Genomic DNA, 13,473 nt, shown 5'->3' with positions numbered 1-13,473 from the left:
CCATGACCGATCTGCTTCGACTGAAGGACAAGGTCGTGGTGATCACCGGGTCGTCGCGCGGGATCGGCCGCGCGATGGCCGAAATGTTCGCGGAGGCGGGGGCTAGGGTGGTCGTCTCGTCGCGCAAGCGCGAGGCCTGCAAACCGGTGGCCGAGGCGATCCGTGAAAAGGGCGGCGAGGCGATCGTCGTTCCCTGCCATATCGGCAATCCGGAGGACCTGCAGAACCTCGTCGACACGACGATCCGCGAATGGGGCCGGATCGACGTGCTGGTGCCCAATGCGGCGATCAACCCCGTCTACGGTCCGATGCAGGACCTGGACGACGCGGTCTTCGACAAGATGCTGGTCACCAATGTCCGGACGATCAACACCATGTGCAAGATGGTGCTGCCCCGAATGGCGGAGAATGGCGGCGGTGCGGTCGTGATCATCTCTTCCGTCGCGGCGATCAAGGGATCGACGACGCTGGGCGCCTATGGCGTCACCAAGGCGGCGGATGCGGCCGTCGCCCGGGCGCTCGCGCTGGAATGGGGGCCGCAGAACATCCGTGTCAACGCCATCGGCCCCGGTCTCATCAAGACGGATTTCGCCAGGGCCCTCTGGGAGGACCCGGACCGGATCGAGCGGATCAACAGTGCCAACCCGCTGCGGCGGATGGGCACGGTCGACGAGATCGCCGGGACCGCGCTCTGGCTCGCCTCGCCGATGTCGGGCTATGTGAACGGGCAGCTGATCATCGCGGACGGCGGTCAGTCGCTCGCCTGACCGGAGCGGCCGGCGACGCGACCCGCGGGACGGGCGCCGCCTCCATCGCATTCTGCCACCGCCGAGGGACAGGCCAGCCCGGGAACGGCCGGGGAAAACCCCCCGGCCCGGTCCGCCGGCGCTTCCGCCGCGGCGCGGAATGGGGCATAACCGCGACGACCCGAACCCGGAGGACCCCATGCTCGCCATCGATCCAGCCCTGATCCCGGAACATCTGCGCCCCGTCATCGAAGCCATGTGCCGGACCGGTGCCGAGCTTTCGCGCGTGATCGCCAAGGGCCCGCTGGCAGGCAAGCTCGGCGCCGGGGTCGGGGAAAACAGCGACGGCGACCAGCAGAAGGCGCTGGACGTCATGGCGGACGAGATGTTCGAGGCGGCGCTCCGGGGGACCGGTGTCCGGTACTATGCCTCCGAAGAACAGGAAACCGTGCTGACCCTGGACCCGGAAGGTGGGTATGCGCTGGCGACCGATCCGCTGGACGGGTCCTCGAATATCGATGTCAACGTCACCATCGGCACGATCTTCTCGGTCTTCGCGGCCGCCGAAAGCGCCGAAGCCAGCTTTCTGCGTCCGGCGTCGGACCAGATCGCGGCGGGGTACATCGCCTACGGGCCCCAGACGCTTCTGGCAGTCACCTTCGGCGCGGGCACGATGCTGTTCGTTCTCGACCCCGACAGCGGATCCTTCGTGCTGTCGGAGGACAGGATGGCGCTGCCCGAAGCCGCCAAGGAGTTCTCGATCAACGCGTCCAACCGACGGCACTGGACCGCGCCGGTGCGTGCCTATGTGGAAGAGTGCGAGGCCGGCCGGGAGGGGGCGAAGGGCAAGGACATGAACTTTCGCTGGGTGGGATCCCTGGTGGCCGAGACGCACCGGATCCTGACGCGGGGCGGGACTTTCCTCTATCCGGCTGATGCGCGGCCGAGTTACGGCAACGGCCGGCTCCGCATGGTCTACGAGGTCGCGCCGATGGCGTTCCTCGTGGAGCAGGCTGGCGGCAAGGCGACCGACGGCACGCGGCCGATCCTGTCCCTGACGGCAGAAGAACTGCACGAGCGGCGCCCCTTCGTCTTCGGCTCGGCCGAGGAGGTCGACCGGATCGCGGAGCTGCACGGATAGGCCCGGGCGCGGCGCGGCCGCGGCCTCCGGCGGGAGTATTTGCGGCAAGATGAAGCACGGCGGTTCCGCTCCGGAGCGGAAGCGCTTATCTGGGCGGGCAGCAGCAATGGGGGCATGCCATGTCATTCGATCGCAATCTCAAGATCGCGCCGTCGATCCTCTCCGCAGATTTTGCCAACTTCGGCGCCGAGATCGATGCGGTCGAGGCGCAGGGGGCAGACTGGATCCACGTCGACGTGATGGACGGGCATTTCGTGCCCAATCTGACCTTCGGGCCGCCGCTGGTGAAGGCGATCCGCAAACACGTCCGGACCGTGATGGACGTGCATCTGATGATCGCGCCGGTCGATCCCTATATCGAGGCCTTCGCTGATGCCGGGGCCGATGTGCTGACCGCGCATGTCGAGGCCGGGCCGCATATCCATCGCACGCTGCAGGCGATCAAGGGCGCGGGCATGAAGGCCGGCGTCGCCCTGAACCCGGCGACGCCGGCCGAGGCGGTGCGCCATCTTCTCGACCTGACCGACCTTGTCTGCGTGATGACGGTGAACCCCGGATTCGGCGGCCAGTCCTTCATTCACTCGCAGATCGACAAGGTGCGCCAGCTGCGGGAAATGATCGGCGACCGGCCCATCCATATCGAGATCGACGGCGGCATCACCCCCGCCACCGCGCCGCTGATGCGCGAGGTCGGGGCGGATGTGCTGGTGGCGGGCTCGGCCGTGTTCAAGGGCGGGTCGGTGGATGACCCGGCCCCCTACGGAGCCAACATCCGGGCGATCCGGACCTCCTGCGACACGCTGGTCTGAGGCTCAGTTCTCGTCCGAAAGTGCGATCCGGATGGTGGTGACCGTGCCCCGTTCGTCGCTCTCGATCCGGGCGGGGCCGCCGAGCTGCTGGGCCGATGCTTCGATGATCCGGAGGCCGAGGCCCCCGCGCCGGGGCGAGGTCGAGGACATGCCCCGACCGTTGTCGCTGCAGGTGAGGATCACGTGATCCTCGCCGTCGCGGTCGATGACGAAGCGGATCAGGCCCTGCCCCCCGGCTTCGAACGCGTGCTTGGCAGAGTTCGTCGCGAATTCGTTCAGAATGACCCCTACCGCGGCGGCATGGGCCGCGGACAGCGAAACGCGGGTCACTTCGGTCTCGATCCGGATGCCGGCGGGCATCGACTGTTGAAGAAGCCGGGCGACACGCGGCACGACATCCGCGAGATCGACGGCGCCGTCCGCGCTTGCGCAATAGAGGTGCTGGTGCAGGAGGGCGACCGTCTCGATCCGCCGGCCCGTCAGGTCGAGCGCTTCGCGGGTCTCCTCGGAGGTGGCGGAGCGGGCCTGCATCCGCGTCAGTGCCGAGACCGACTGGAGCGAGTTCTTCACGCGGTGGTCCACCTCGCGGCGCAGGACCTCGGCCTCGCGCAGGGCGCGGCGCAGTTCAAGCTGGGCCACCACCTGCCGGGCCAGCACGCGCAGGGCCTCACGCTGAAGATCCGTCAGCCGGTTCGGTTTGTTGTCGAGGACGCAGAGCGTGCCCAGGGCGTGCCCACGGTCACTGCGGAGTACCGCGCCGGCGTAGAACCGCAGGTCTTCGGGGCCGCGGACCAGCGCATTGTCGGCGGTCCTGGGGTCCAGCCGTGTGTCGCCGATCTCGAGATAGTCGTCCTCGAGGATGGCATGGGCGCAGATCGCCTGTTCCACCGGGGTCTGGGGTTCGTCCATCCCGACGCTCGCCTTGAACCACTGACGCTCTGCATCGACCAGGGAAATCAGGGAAATGGGCACGCCGCAGATCTTCGAGGCCAGCTGCACCACGTCGTCGAACTCGGCCTCCGGTTCCGTGTCCAGCACGTCCAGTTCGCGAAGATCGTGCAAGCGATCGATCTGGTCTGTGGGTAGGTCTGCCCTCATCTTCCCGCCCCGTTTTTCAGGAGCGACGAATATGCATGAATTTCCGCGAACAACAATAGTGTGTGTTCCCCTTGGCGAAGGGCCCTGCCGCGTCAGAAGGCGGGCCCCGCGAGCCGGGTGAGCAGCTCGGCGGCGTTCCGCGCCTCGTACCGGCGCAGAAGCCGGGCGCGAACGTCCTCGATCGTGCGGGGAGACAGTCCGAGGTCGCGCGCGATTTCCTTGCTGGTCTGGCCCCGCGCGAGGCCGGCGACGACGGTGCGTTCGCGGGGTGTCAGAACGCGGTCGGGCTGATCGTCGCGCAGCGCAGCGAAAGTCATGACCAGACGGGAAAGCGGGTCGTCCGGGGCCAGAGTGCGCGCGCGGAACCGCACCAGCAGCGCGCGGCCGCTGGCGTGCAGCAACAGTCGTTCGTCGCTGTAGATGGCCCCGGAGCGCAGGACATGCAGGCCGATGTCGCGGATGTTCCGGAAGGCCCGGGCGCTGTCGTAGAACATCCGGAAGCTTTGGCCGGGCAGGCCCGAGGGGTCGTGGCCCGTCATTTCGCCGAAGGTGCGGTTGCAGCTGCGTATGACGCGCGCCTCGGTCATCACGATGCCGAGCGGGGCGTGATCGAAGGCGAGGCTGGTGAAGTCGTCCAAGGCGGGCTCCCGTAGATCTACGGTATTGAGACCGTAGACACTCCGCCGCATCCTGTCACGATGGTAGACAGGGCAGAGATGACGAACTTGCAGAGCCGGCTGGCGACCGAAATCGAGGCGCGGCGCGGCGACCTCGTGACCCTGACGCAGGAGCTGATCCGCATCCCGACGCTGAACCCCCCGGGGGACAATTATCGCGAGATCTGCGATTTCCTCGATCTCCGGCTGCTGCGGGCGGGGTTCCACACGCAGCTGATCCGGGCCAAGGGTGCGCCGGGGGACAGCGACCGATATCCGCGGTGGAACATCGTGGCGCGGCGCGAAGGGGCGCGACCGGGGCAATGCGTTCATTTCAATTCGCACATCGACGTCGTCGACGTCGGTCGCGGCTGGACGGTCGATCCGTTCGGCGGTCTGGAGCGGGACGGCAAGGTCTACGGTCGCGGCGCCTGCGACATGAAGGGGGGACTCGCCGCCTCGATCGTCGCGGCCGAAGCCTTTCTGGCGGTCGTGCCGGACTGGGAAGGCGTGATCGAGATCAGCGGCACGGCCGACGAGGAATCGGGCGGCTTTGGCGGGGTGGCCTATCTGGCCGAGCAGGGGCATTTCGCGCGGGTCGACCACGTGATCATCCCCGAGCCGCTGAATGTCGACCGCATCTGCCTCGGTCATCGCGGGGTCTGGTGGGCCGAGATCGAGACATATGGCGAGATCGCCCATGGGTCGATGCCGTTCCTCGGGGACTGCGCAGTGCGCCACATGGGCGCTGTCCTGCACGAAATGGAGGAGACGCTGTTTCCCGCGCTGGCCCGCAAGCGGACCGATATGCCCGTCGTGCCGGATGGGGCGAAACAGTCGACCCTGAACATCAACTCGCTTCACGGCGGCCAGGAGGAGATCGCGAAGGATTCCACCGGTCTTCCCAGTCCTGTGGTTCCCGACAGCGCCCGCATGGTGATCGATCGCCGCTTTCTGATCGAAGAGAAAATCGACGAGGTCCAGCAGGAGCTGAACGACGTGCTGGAGCGCGTGAAAGCGCGGCGCGATGGTTTCTCGTACGATATCAGAGAGATGCACAGGGTTTTGCCCACGATGACCGAGAGGGACGCGCCCGTGGTCACGACCGTCACCGAGGCCATTCGCGCGACACTCGGAAAAGAGCCCGATTACGTGGTATCTCCCGGAACCTACGACCAGAAGCATATCGACCGCATCGGCAGGCTGAAAAATTGCGTGGCCTATGGTCCGGGAATTCTGGACCTCGCGCATAAACCGGACGAATATGTCGGCGTGGATGACATGGTGGCCTCTGCTCAGGTTATGGCGCTCAGTCTGCTATCCCTGCTCGGGCCTCCGGATAACCCCTGACCAAGGGGAGACAGGGAGTGATGATGACCAACAAGCCTTTTGCCTTGGGCCTCGCCGGGGCGTTCGCCCTGACGGCCACGCTGGCCGTGGCGCAGCAGTCCGACATGACCATCGGGCAGCAGCTGGAACCGCCGCATCTGGATCCGACCTCGGCCGCGGCCGGGGCCATCGATTCGGTGCTGTATTCGAACGTGTTCGAGGGACTGACCCGGTTCGGACCCGACGGATCGGTCGGGCCCGGCCTGGCGCGCGAGTGGGAAATCTCGGACGACGGGCTGACCTATACCTTCCACCTCGCCGAAGGGGTCAAGTTCCATGACGGCACCACGATGGACAGCGAGGACGTCAAGTTCTCGCTCGACCGCGCCCGGGCCGAGGACAGCGTGAACGCGCAGAAGGCGCTCTTTTCCGGGATCGAGTCGGTCGAAGCGACCGATCCGGCGACGGTGACGGTGACGCTGAAGAACCCGGACGGGAACTTCCTGTTCAACCTGGCCTGGGGCGATGCGGTGATCGTGGCGCCCGAAAGCATCGAGAACATCAAGACCACACCGATCGGAACCGGCGCCTTCATGTTCGACAACTGGGTGCAGGGCGACCGGATCGAACTGACGAAGAACCCGGAATACTGGGGCGAGCCGGCGATGCTGGACGCGGTGACCTTCAAGTTCATCAGCGATCCGACCGCCGCCTTCGCGGCGATGATGGCCGAGGATCTCGACGTCTTCCCGGCCTTCCCGGCACCCGAGAACCTGCCGCAGTTCGATGCGGACCCCCGGTTCAAGGTCCTGGTGGGCTCGACCGAGGGCGAGACCATCCTCGCCATCAACAACAAGCTGCCGCCGCTGGATGACGTCCGCGTGCGCCAGGCCATCGCCCACGCGGTCAACCGTCATGAGATCATCGACGGGGCGCAGTTCGGCTACGGCACGCCGATCGGCACCCATTTCGCGCCGCATCACCCGGATTACGTCGATCTGACGGAGATGTCGCAGCATGACCCCGAGAAAGCGCGGACGCTGCTGGAAGAGGCCGGGGTGTCGCTGCCGCTGCAGCTCAAGATGACGCTGCCGCCGCCGTCCTATGCGCGCCGCGGCGGCGAGATCATCGCGGCCCAGCTGCGCCAGGTCGGCATCGAGGCCGAGATCGAGAACGTGGAATGGGCGCAATGGCTGGAGGCGACCTTCCGGGGCTACGACTATGGCCTGACCGTGATCAGCCATACCGAGCCGCTCGACATCAATATCTATGCCCGGCCGGACTACTACTTCCAGTACGACAACGCCGAGTTCCAGAAGCTGATGGAGGAGGTCGGCGTCGAGAGCGATCCCGACAAGCGCTCCGAGATGTTCCGGCAGGCGCAGACCACGATCGCCGAGGACTACGTCAACGCCTATCTGTTCCAGCTGCCTCTGCTGACCGTGGCCAAGACAGGTGTCGAGGGGCTCTGGGAGAATGCTCCGACGCAGGCGGCGGACATGACTGCGGTTCACTGGGCCGAGTGACTCTTCGTGGCGGTGCGTGCAAGCACGCACCCCACGCCGCGCAACCCATAGGGTGCGTGATCTCACGCACCCTTGCCGACGGTCCCGAATGCTCCGCTATACCCTGACCCGTCTTCTTTCGCTGGCGATCAGCCTCGCCGTGGCCTCGGTGGTGATTTTCCTCGCCATCGAGATCCTGCCGGGCGATCCGGCGGCCTTCATGCTGGGCGTCAACGCCCAGGAAGACACGCTCGCGGCGCTGCGGGATCAGCTCGGGCTGAACGGCACCCTGTGGGAGCGGTACGTGTCCTGGGTCGGCGGCATGCTGACCGGCGACTTCGGCACGTCCTACACTTACCGAACGCCGGTGGCCGGAATGATCGCCGACCGGCTCTGGATCTCCCTGCCTCTCGCGATCTACGCGCTGTTGCTGTCTACCCTCATCGCCTTTCCCGCCGGCATCTGGGCCGCCTCGCGGCGCGGTTCGGCGGCGGATGTGGGCGTGATGGGCACCACTCAGCTCGGCGTGGCGATCCCGAATTTCTGGTTCGCGATGCTTCTGGTCGTGGTTTTCGCCATCAACCTCCAGTGGTTCTCGGCCGGCGGGTTCCCGGGCTGGGACGAGGGCTTCTGGCTCTCGATCAAGTCGCTGACACTGCCGGCCATTGCGCTCGCGCTGCCCCAGGCCTCGATCCTGGCGCGGGTGATGCGGTCGGCGCTTCTGGATACCCTGTCCGAGGATTTCGTGCGCACCGCCCGCGCCAAGGGGCTGAGCCGCCGCCAGGCGCTCTGGCGGCATGCGCTGCGCAATGCGCTGATCCCCGTGCTGACGATCATCGGGCTCCAGTTCTCGTTCCTGCTGGCGGGCGGCATCATCATCGAGAACGTCTTCTACCTGCCGGGGCTGGGGCGGCTGATCTTCCAGGCCATCTCGGCCCGCGACATGATCGTGGTGGAGTCGGTGGTGATGCTTCTCGTCTTCGCCGTGATCCTGGTGAACTTCCTGGTCGAGATCGCCTATGCTCTGGTCGATCCGCGACTGAGGCACCGCGCATGACCGATCTGCGCGCCGACAGCCTGCCGCCCCAGGGGGCGCCGGTCCGCCTCTGGGGGCGGGCGCTGCGGTCGCGCAACCTGGTGGTGGGCGCGCTGCTGACGCTGGTCTTCGTTCTGGCAGCGGTCCTGTCCTTCCTCTGGACACCCTACGAGGTCACGGGCCTGGACATCGCCAACAAGATCAAGCCACCGTCATGGCGGAATCCGCTGGGCACCGATCACTTCGGCCGCGACATCCTGTCGATGATCATGGTGGGGGCGCGGGTCTCGATCGCGGTGGCGGTGGTCGCCGTGGGGATCGGCATGATCTTCGGTGTGCCGCTCGGCCTTTTGGCGGCGGCGCGCAAGGGGTCGCTGCTGGACGAGGTGATCATGCGGGCGAACGACCTGGTCTTCGCCTTCCCCTCGCTGGTGATCGCGATCCTGATCACGGCGACCTTCGGCCCCTCGGCCGTGAACGCGATCATCGCCATCGGCATCTTCAACATCCCGGTCTTCGCGCGGCTGACCCGGTCGGGCGCGCTGACGCTCTGGCAGCGGGACTACATCCTGGCGGCGCGGGTCGCGGGCAAGGGGGCCGCGCGGATTTCGGTCGAGCATATCCTGCCGAACGTGACAAACCTGCTGATCGTTCAGGGAACCATCCAGTTCTCGCTCGGTATCCTGGCCGAGGCGGGGCTTTCCTACGTCGGGCTCGGGGCGCAGCCGCCGACGCCGTCCTGGGGCCGGATGCTCGCGGAATCGCAGACGATGATCTCCTTCGCGCCGCACATGGCGCTGTTCCCGGGGCTGGCCATCCTGCTGACCGTGCTGGGGCTGAACCTGATGGGCGATGGCTTGCGCGACCTCTTCGATCCGAAGCTCAGGGGGCGGACATGAGCCTGCTGTCGATCGAGGGCCTGTCGCTGGAGATCGGCCGCCACACGATCCTGCGGGACGTATCGCTTTCGGTCGATCCGGGGCAGATCGTGGGCGTGATCGGCGAAAGCGGGTCAGGCAAATCGATGACGGCCTTTTCGGTCATGCAGCTTCTGCCCGACGGGGCGAGGGCGCACGGGTCGGTGATGCTCTCGGGCCATGACATGCTGGCGTTGCCGGAGGCTCAGCTCTGCAGGTTGCGCGGCAACGAGGTCGGCATGGTCTTCCAGGAGCCGATGACCGCGCTGAACCCGATCCGGACCATCGGCGACCAGGTGGCCGAGACGATCCTGATACACGAACGCGCGTCGAAATCCGAGGCGATGATGCGCGCGCGCGAGGCGCTGAACCGCGTCGAACTGCCCGAGGACCGGTTTCCGTTGACCCGCTACCCGCACGAGCTCTCGGGCGGGCAGCGGCAGAGGGTGGTGATCGCCATGGCCATCGCCCTTCGCCCCAGCCTGCTGATCGCCGATGAACCCACGACCGCGCTGGACGTAACGACGCAGGCGCAGATCCTAGACCTGCTCAAACGGCTTGTGCGCGAGGACGGGATGGGGATGCTGATGATCTCGCATGACCTTGCGGTCGTGGCCGACATGGCGGACGAGATCGTCATCATGCGGCATGGCGAGGTGGTCGAGCGCGGTACCTGTCCGGCGATCTTCGGGCAGCTCAGGCATCCCTATTCGATCTCGCTGCTCGAGGCGTCGACCCATGCGCCCGACAGGCAGGCTCACACCGAGGAGGCCCCCCTGCTGCGCGTCCGCGATGTCGTGCGGACCTACACCCTGCCACGCAATACCCTGTTCGGGGCGCCGGGGCGGGTGGAAGCCGTCAGGGGTGTCTCCTTCGATCTGAAGAGGGGCGAGAGCCTCGGGCTTGTGGGGGAATCCGGCTGCGGCAAGTCCACGCTGACCCGTGCGATCCTGGGGCTGGAAGAGGTGCAGGACGGCGAGATCCTGCTGGACGGAGAGCCGGTCTTCACCGGTCACGCGCCGAACCGTGCGGTGCGGCGCCGGATGCAGGTGGTCTTTCAGGATCCCTATGGCTCGTTCAATCCGCGCCACCGGGTCGACCGGCTGATCTGCGAACCGTTTCACCTGCTCGATGCGCCGCCCCGGGGCGAGGCGCGGGATGCGGCCATCGCCGAGGCGCTGACCTCGGTGGGGCTCGCGGCTTCGGACCGGTACAAGTTCATCCACGAATTCTCGGGCGGACAGCGGCAGCGCATCGCCATCGCGCGGGCGCTGATCATCAAGCCGGAGCTGATCCTGCTGGACGAAGCGGTTTCGGCGCTGGACGTGCAGGTTCGCGCGCAGATCCTCGACCTGCTGGCCGATCTGGGCAGACGGTTCGGGCTGAGTTACCTCTTCATCTCCCATGACCTGAGCGTGGTGCGCGTGATCACCGACCGTTGTCTGGTGATGAAGGCGGGCGAGATCGTGGAACAGGGCCCCACCGAACGGGTCTTTTCGGATCCGCAGCACCCCTATACCCGGCAGCTCATCGCCGCCGCGCCGGATCTGCCCGAGATCGCGTGACGCAGGACCCTGAACCGATCCGCACGGGCGGCCTCTGACCCGAGTGCTCCACGCTCTCATCGGGCGGCGGAAAGCGGGCCGGACCCGGCGTACCGACAGAAATGCAATCGGGCATTGGCGGGACAGGCGCCCCGGTCCGGCTTGCCATTTCCGGGCAGAGCGCAGTACGTCACGCAGACGTGAGGGAGGAGAGCAAGCATGAGACTCGGGATCAAGACCGCCGCCGAGCCGGTGGCGCAGGGCTTCGGCGAGGGGATCGCCCGCTTCGGACCCGGGTGCGCGCGGGCCGGCGCCCCAGCATGGCGTCCGCCGTACGCGGCTTCCTGACATGCGGTTCGATTTCGTCCTTCTGGTGGCGGGCTACGTTCTGTCGCAGTTCTTCCGGTCGTTCCTGCCGGTCCTCACCAATGTGCTGAACCGCGACATCGGCGCCGACCCGGCGGATCTGTCGCTGGCGGCGGGAATGTGGTTCCTGACCTTTGCCGCGATGCAGATCCCCGTGGGCGCGGCGCTGGACCGGATCGGGCCGCGGCGCACGGCGGTGTCCCTTTTGCTGCTGGGCGGCGGCGGCGGGTCCCTCGTCTTCGCGCTGGCACAGGCGCCCTGGCACATCACCGTGGCCATGGGGTTGATCGGGGTCGGCTGTTCCCCGGTGCTGATGGCGTCCTACTACATTCTGGCGCGGGTCTTCCCGGCCGCCAGATTCGCCACGCTGGCCGCCCTGATCCTCGCGGTCGGGCAGTCGGGGAACCTGGCGGGATCTCTGCCCATGGCCCTGGCGGTCGAGGCGATCGGCTGGCGGGGTTCGATGTTCGTCATGGGCGCGCTCTGCGTGCTGATCGCACTGGGCCTGCAGCGGTGGGTGATCGACCCGCCGCCGCTCGAGGGCGGCCCGACGGGCAGTCTTCTGGATGTGCTCAGGATCCGGGCGGTCTGGCCGATCTACTTCATGATGCTGGTCGCCTATGCGCCCGCTGGCGGCCTCCGGGGCCTCTGGGCCGGGCCCTATTTCGCCGAGGTCTTCGGGTCTGACGCCACCCGGATCGGTATCGTGACCCTCATCATGGGAAGCGCCATGATCCTCGGGTCGCTGGTCTACGGGCCGGCGGATCGGATCCTGGGGACGCGGAAGTGGGTCAACGTCTTCGGCATCGGTGCCTCGCTCGCGATCTGCATCGTCCTGACGCTGGTGGTGCCCGAACACTTCTGGCTGGCCGTGCTGCTGTTCTGCGGCGTCGGATTCGCGCTGAGCAACTACCCGATGATCATGGCGCATGGGCGCGCGTTCTTTCCGCCGCACCTGGTGGGGCGCGGCGTGACGCTGATCAATCTGTGCGGCATCGGCGGGGCCGGCGTGGGGCAGGTAATCACGGGGCGGATCTACGATGCCGCCGCGCTGCGGGCCGACCTGCCGTGGGAAGCCTTCACCCCGATCTTCTTCTACTACGCCGTCACGCTGGGGGCCGGTCTGGCCGTCTATCTGTTCGTCAAAGACAGGACCGACTGATCCGGTCCCTTGATCCGGCGCATCACCGCATTACGCTTTGCACCGGGTCGCGGCTGCGGTATACGCCCGCGACCCGACGTGAAAGGAGTTTTCCAGATGGGCTATAAAGTCGTCGTCGCGGGCGCCACGGGCAACGTGGGCCGCGAAATGCTGAACATCCTCGCGGAACGCCAGTTCCCGGTGGACGAGATCGCCGTGCTCGCCTCGCGCCGGTCGCTCGGGACCGAGGTCAGCTTTGGCGACAAGACCCTGAAGACCCAGGATCTCGCCACTTTCGATTTCACCGGCTGGGACATGGCGCTCTTCGCCATCGGCTCGGGCCCGACGAAGGAATTCGCGCCCAAGGCCGCGGCAGCGGGTTGTGTCGTCATCGACAACTCCTCGCTCTACCGCTACGACCCGGACGTGCCGCTGGTGGTGCCCGAGTGCAACCCCGAGGCGGTCGAGGGTTATGCCAAGAAGAACATCATCGCCAACCCGAACTGTTCGACCGCGCAGATGGTCGTGGCGCTGAAGCCTCTGCATGACCGCGCCCGGATCAAGCGCGTGGTGGTCTCGACCTATCAGTCGGTCTCCGGCGCGGGCAAGGAGGGGATGGACGAGCTCTGGGATCAGACCAAGGCCATCTACAACCCGACCGACGATGTCGAGCCGAACAAGTTCCAGAAGCAGATCGCATTCAACGTCATTCCGCATATCGACGTCTTCATGGAGGACGGGTCGACCAAGGAAGAGTGGAAGATGGTCGTCGAGACCAAGAAGATCGTGGACTCGTCGATCAAGGTGACCGCGACCTGCGTGCGGGTGCCGGTCTTCGTCGGCCATGCCGAGGCGGTGAATGTCGAGTTCGAGGATTTCATCGACGAGGACGAGGCCCGCGACATCCTGCGCGAGGCGCCGGGTTGCATGGTGATCGACAAGCGCGAGGACGGCGGCTACGTCACGCCGATCGAATGCGTTGGCGACTATGCCACCTTCATCTCGCGCATCCGTCAGGATCCGACCATCGACAACGGCCTGAACATCTGGGTGGTCTCCGACAACCTGCGCAAGGGCGCGGCGCTGAACGCGGTGCAGATCGCCGAGACGCTGGGCAACCGGGTGCTGAAGAAGGGCTGACACCGGCCCGCCGCGACCGCGGCTTCGCTCGATACAGCAAAGGCC

12 protein-coding genes are annotated in these 13,473 nt (G+C 66.6%); 10 read left to right on the top strand and 2 right to left on the bottom strand.

The features are described 5' to 3' along the window. Positions 1–2: 2 nt before the first annotated feature. From OB2597_RS14900 to rpe, 3 genes are all read left to right on the top strand, one after another. Entirely contained in the window at positions 3–767 is a 765-nt protein-coding gene (locus OB2597_RS14900; protein WP_009806425.1) for an SDR family NAD(P)-dependent oxidoreductase, read from the top strand. A 178-nt stretch (positions 768–945) separates the two neighbouring features. Continuing rightward, positions 946–1,887, top strand: a complete 942-nt coding sequence (locus OB2597_RS14895; RefSeq protein WP_040609378.1) for a class 1 fructose-bisphosphatase — start codon at positions 946–948, stop codon at positions 1,885–1,887. 119 nt (positions 1,888–2,006) lie between these two features. Beyond that, entirely contained in the window at positions 2,007–2,696 is a 690-nt protein-coding gene (rpe, locus tag OB2597_RS14890) for a ribulose-phosphate 3-epimerase (RefSeq protein WP_009806423.1), read from the top strand. A gap of 3 nt (positions 2,697–2,699) precedes the next feature. Here the strand turns inward: rpe and OB2597_RS14885 are convergent, their stop codons facing one another. Next, positions 2,700–3,794, bottom strand: coding sequence for a sensor histidine kinase (locus OB2597_RS14885; RefSeq protein WP_040609376.1), 1,095 nt, complete (start codon positions 3,792–3,794; stop codon positions 2,700–2,702). Between the two features lie 92 nt (positions 3,795–3,886). Beyond that, on the bottom strand, positions 3,887–4,432 hold the full coding sequence (locus tag OB2597_RS14880; protein WP_009806421.1) for a LuxR family transcriptional regulator: 546 nt from the start codon (positions 4,430–4,432) through the stop codon (positions 3,887–3,889). Between the two features lie 78 nt (positions 4,433–4,510). Between OB2597_RS14880 and OB2597_RS14875 the strand changes: the two genes are divergently transcribed. The 7 genes from OB2597_RS14875 to OB2597_RS14845 all read left to right on the top strand — a co-directional run bounded on the left by OB2597_RS14875 (position 4,511) and on the right by OB2597_RS14845 (position 13,428). After that, positions 4,511–5,800 carry an acetylornithine deacetylase/succinyl-diaminopimelate desuccinylase family protein gene (locus OB2597_RS14875; RefSeq protein WP_009806420.1) on the top strand — a complete coding sequence of 430 codons (1,290 nt, stop codon included), beginning with the start codon at positions 4,511–4,513 and terminating at the stop codon, positions 5,798–5,800. A gap of 23 nt (positions 5,801–5,823) precedes the next feature. Continuing rightward, on the top strand, positions 5,824–7,305 hold the full coding sequence (locus OB2597_RS14870) for an ABC transporter substrate-binding protein (RefSeq protein ID WP_040609826.1): 1,482 nt from the start codon (positions 5,824–5,826) through the stop codon (positions 7,303–7,305). 88 nt (positions 7,306–7,393) lie between these two features. Then, the gene (locus OB2597_RS14865) at positions 7,394–8,341 is read left to right on the top strand and encodes an ABC transporter permease (RefSeq protein ID WP_009806418.1); all 948 of its coding nucleotides are present in this window, start codon (positions 7,394–7,396) and stop codon (positions 8,339–8,341) included. After that, positions 8,338–9,219, top strand: coding sequence for an ABC transporter permease (locus tag OB2597_RS14860; protein WP_009806417.1), 882 nt, complete (start codon positions 8,338–8,340; stop codon positions 9,217–9,219). The genes OB2597_RS14865 and OB2597_RS14860 overlap by 4 nt, the downstream gene beginning before the upstream one ends. After that, positions 9,216–10,802, top strand: a complete 1,587-nt coding sequence (locus tag OB2597_RS14855) for an ABC transporter ATP-binding protein (protein ID WP_009806416.1) — start codon at positions 9,216–9,218, stop codon at positions 10,800–10,802. The genes OB2597_RS14860 and OB2597_RS14855 overlap by 4 nt, the downstream gene beginning before the upstream one ends. Before the next feature lie 328 nt (positions 10,803–11,130). Then, positions 11,131–12,309 (top strand): MFS transporter, encoded by a 1,179-nt coding sequence (locus tag OB2597_RS14850; protein ID WP_009806415.1) that lies wholly within the window; start codon positions 11,131–11,133, stop codon positions 12,307–12,309. 96 nt (positions 12,310–12,405) lie between these two features. Further along, positions 12,406–13,428 (top strand): aspartate-semialdehyde dehydrogenase, encoded by a 1,023-nt coding sequence (locus tag OB2597_RS14845; protein WP_009806414.1) that lies wholly within the window; start codon positions 12,406–12,408, stop codon positions 13,426–13,428. The last annotated feature ends 45 nt before the right edge of the window (positions 13,429–13,473 follow it).

Source organism: Pseudooceanicola batsensis HTCC2597 (assembly GCF_000152725.1).
In the GTDB taxonomy this organism is placed as follows: domain Bacteria; phylum Pseudomonadota; class Alphaproteobacteria; order Rhodobacterales; family Rhodobacteraceae; genus Pseudooceanicola; species Pseudooceanicola batsensis.
The sequence above is the reverse complement of the archived record's forward strand: the minus strand, read 5'-3'. Positions and strand labels throughout refer to the sequence as shown.

Coding starts and splice junctions, on each gene's coding strand:
- OB2597_RS14900 (WP_009806425.1), top strand. CDS start 3: ATGACCGATCTGCTTCGACTGAAGGACAAGGTCGTGGTGATCACCGGG.
- OB2597_RS14895 (WP_040609378.1), top strand. CDS start 946: ATGCTCGCCATCGATCCAGCCCTGATCCCGGAACATCTGCGCCCCGTC.
- rpe (WP_009806423.1), top strand. CDS start 2,007: ATGTCATTCGATCGCAATCTCAAGATCGCGCCGTCGATCCTCTCCGCA.
- OB2597_RS14885 (WP_040609376.1), bottom strand. CDS start 3,794: ATGAGGGCAGACCTACCCACAGACCAGATCGATCGCTTGCACGATCTT.
- OB2597_RS14875 (WP_009806420.1), top strand. CDS start 4,511: ATGACGAACTTGCAGAGCCGGCTGGCGACCGAAATCGAGGCGCGGCGC.
- OB2597_RS14870 (WP_040609826.1), top strand. CDS start 5,824: ATGACCAACAAGCCTTTTGCCTTGGGCCTCGCCGGGGCGTTCGCCCTG.
- OB2597_RS14865 (WP_009806418.1), top strand. CDS start 7,394: ATGCTCCGCTATACCCTGACCCGTCTTCTTTCGCTGGCGATCAGCCTC.
- OB2597_RS14860 (WP_009806417.1), top strand. CDS start 8,338: ATGACCGATCTGCGCGCCGACAGCCTGCCGCCCCAGGGGGCGCCGGTC.
- OB2597_RS14855 (WP_009806416.1), top strand. CDS start 9,216: ATGAGCCTGCTGTCGATCGAGGGCCTGTCGCTGGAGATCGGCCGCCAC.
- OB2597_RS14850 (WP_009806415.1), top strand. CDS start 11,131: ATGCGGTTCGATTTCGTCCTTCTGGTGGCGGGCTACGTTCTGTCGCAG.
- OB2597_RS14845 (WP_009806414.1), top strand. CDS start 12,406: ATGGGCTATAAAGTCGTCGTCGCGGGCGCCACGGGCAACGTGGGCCGC.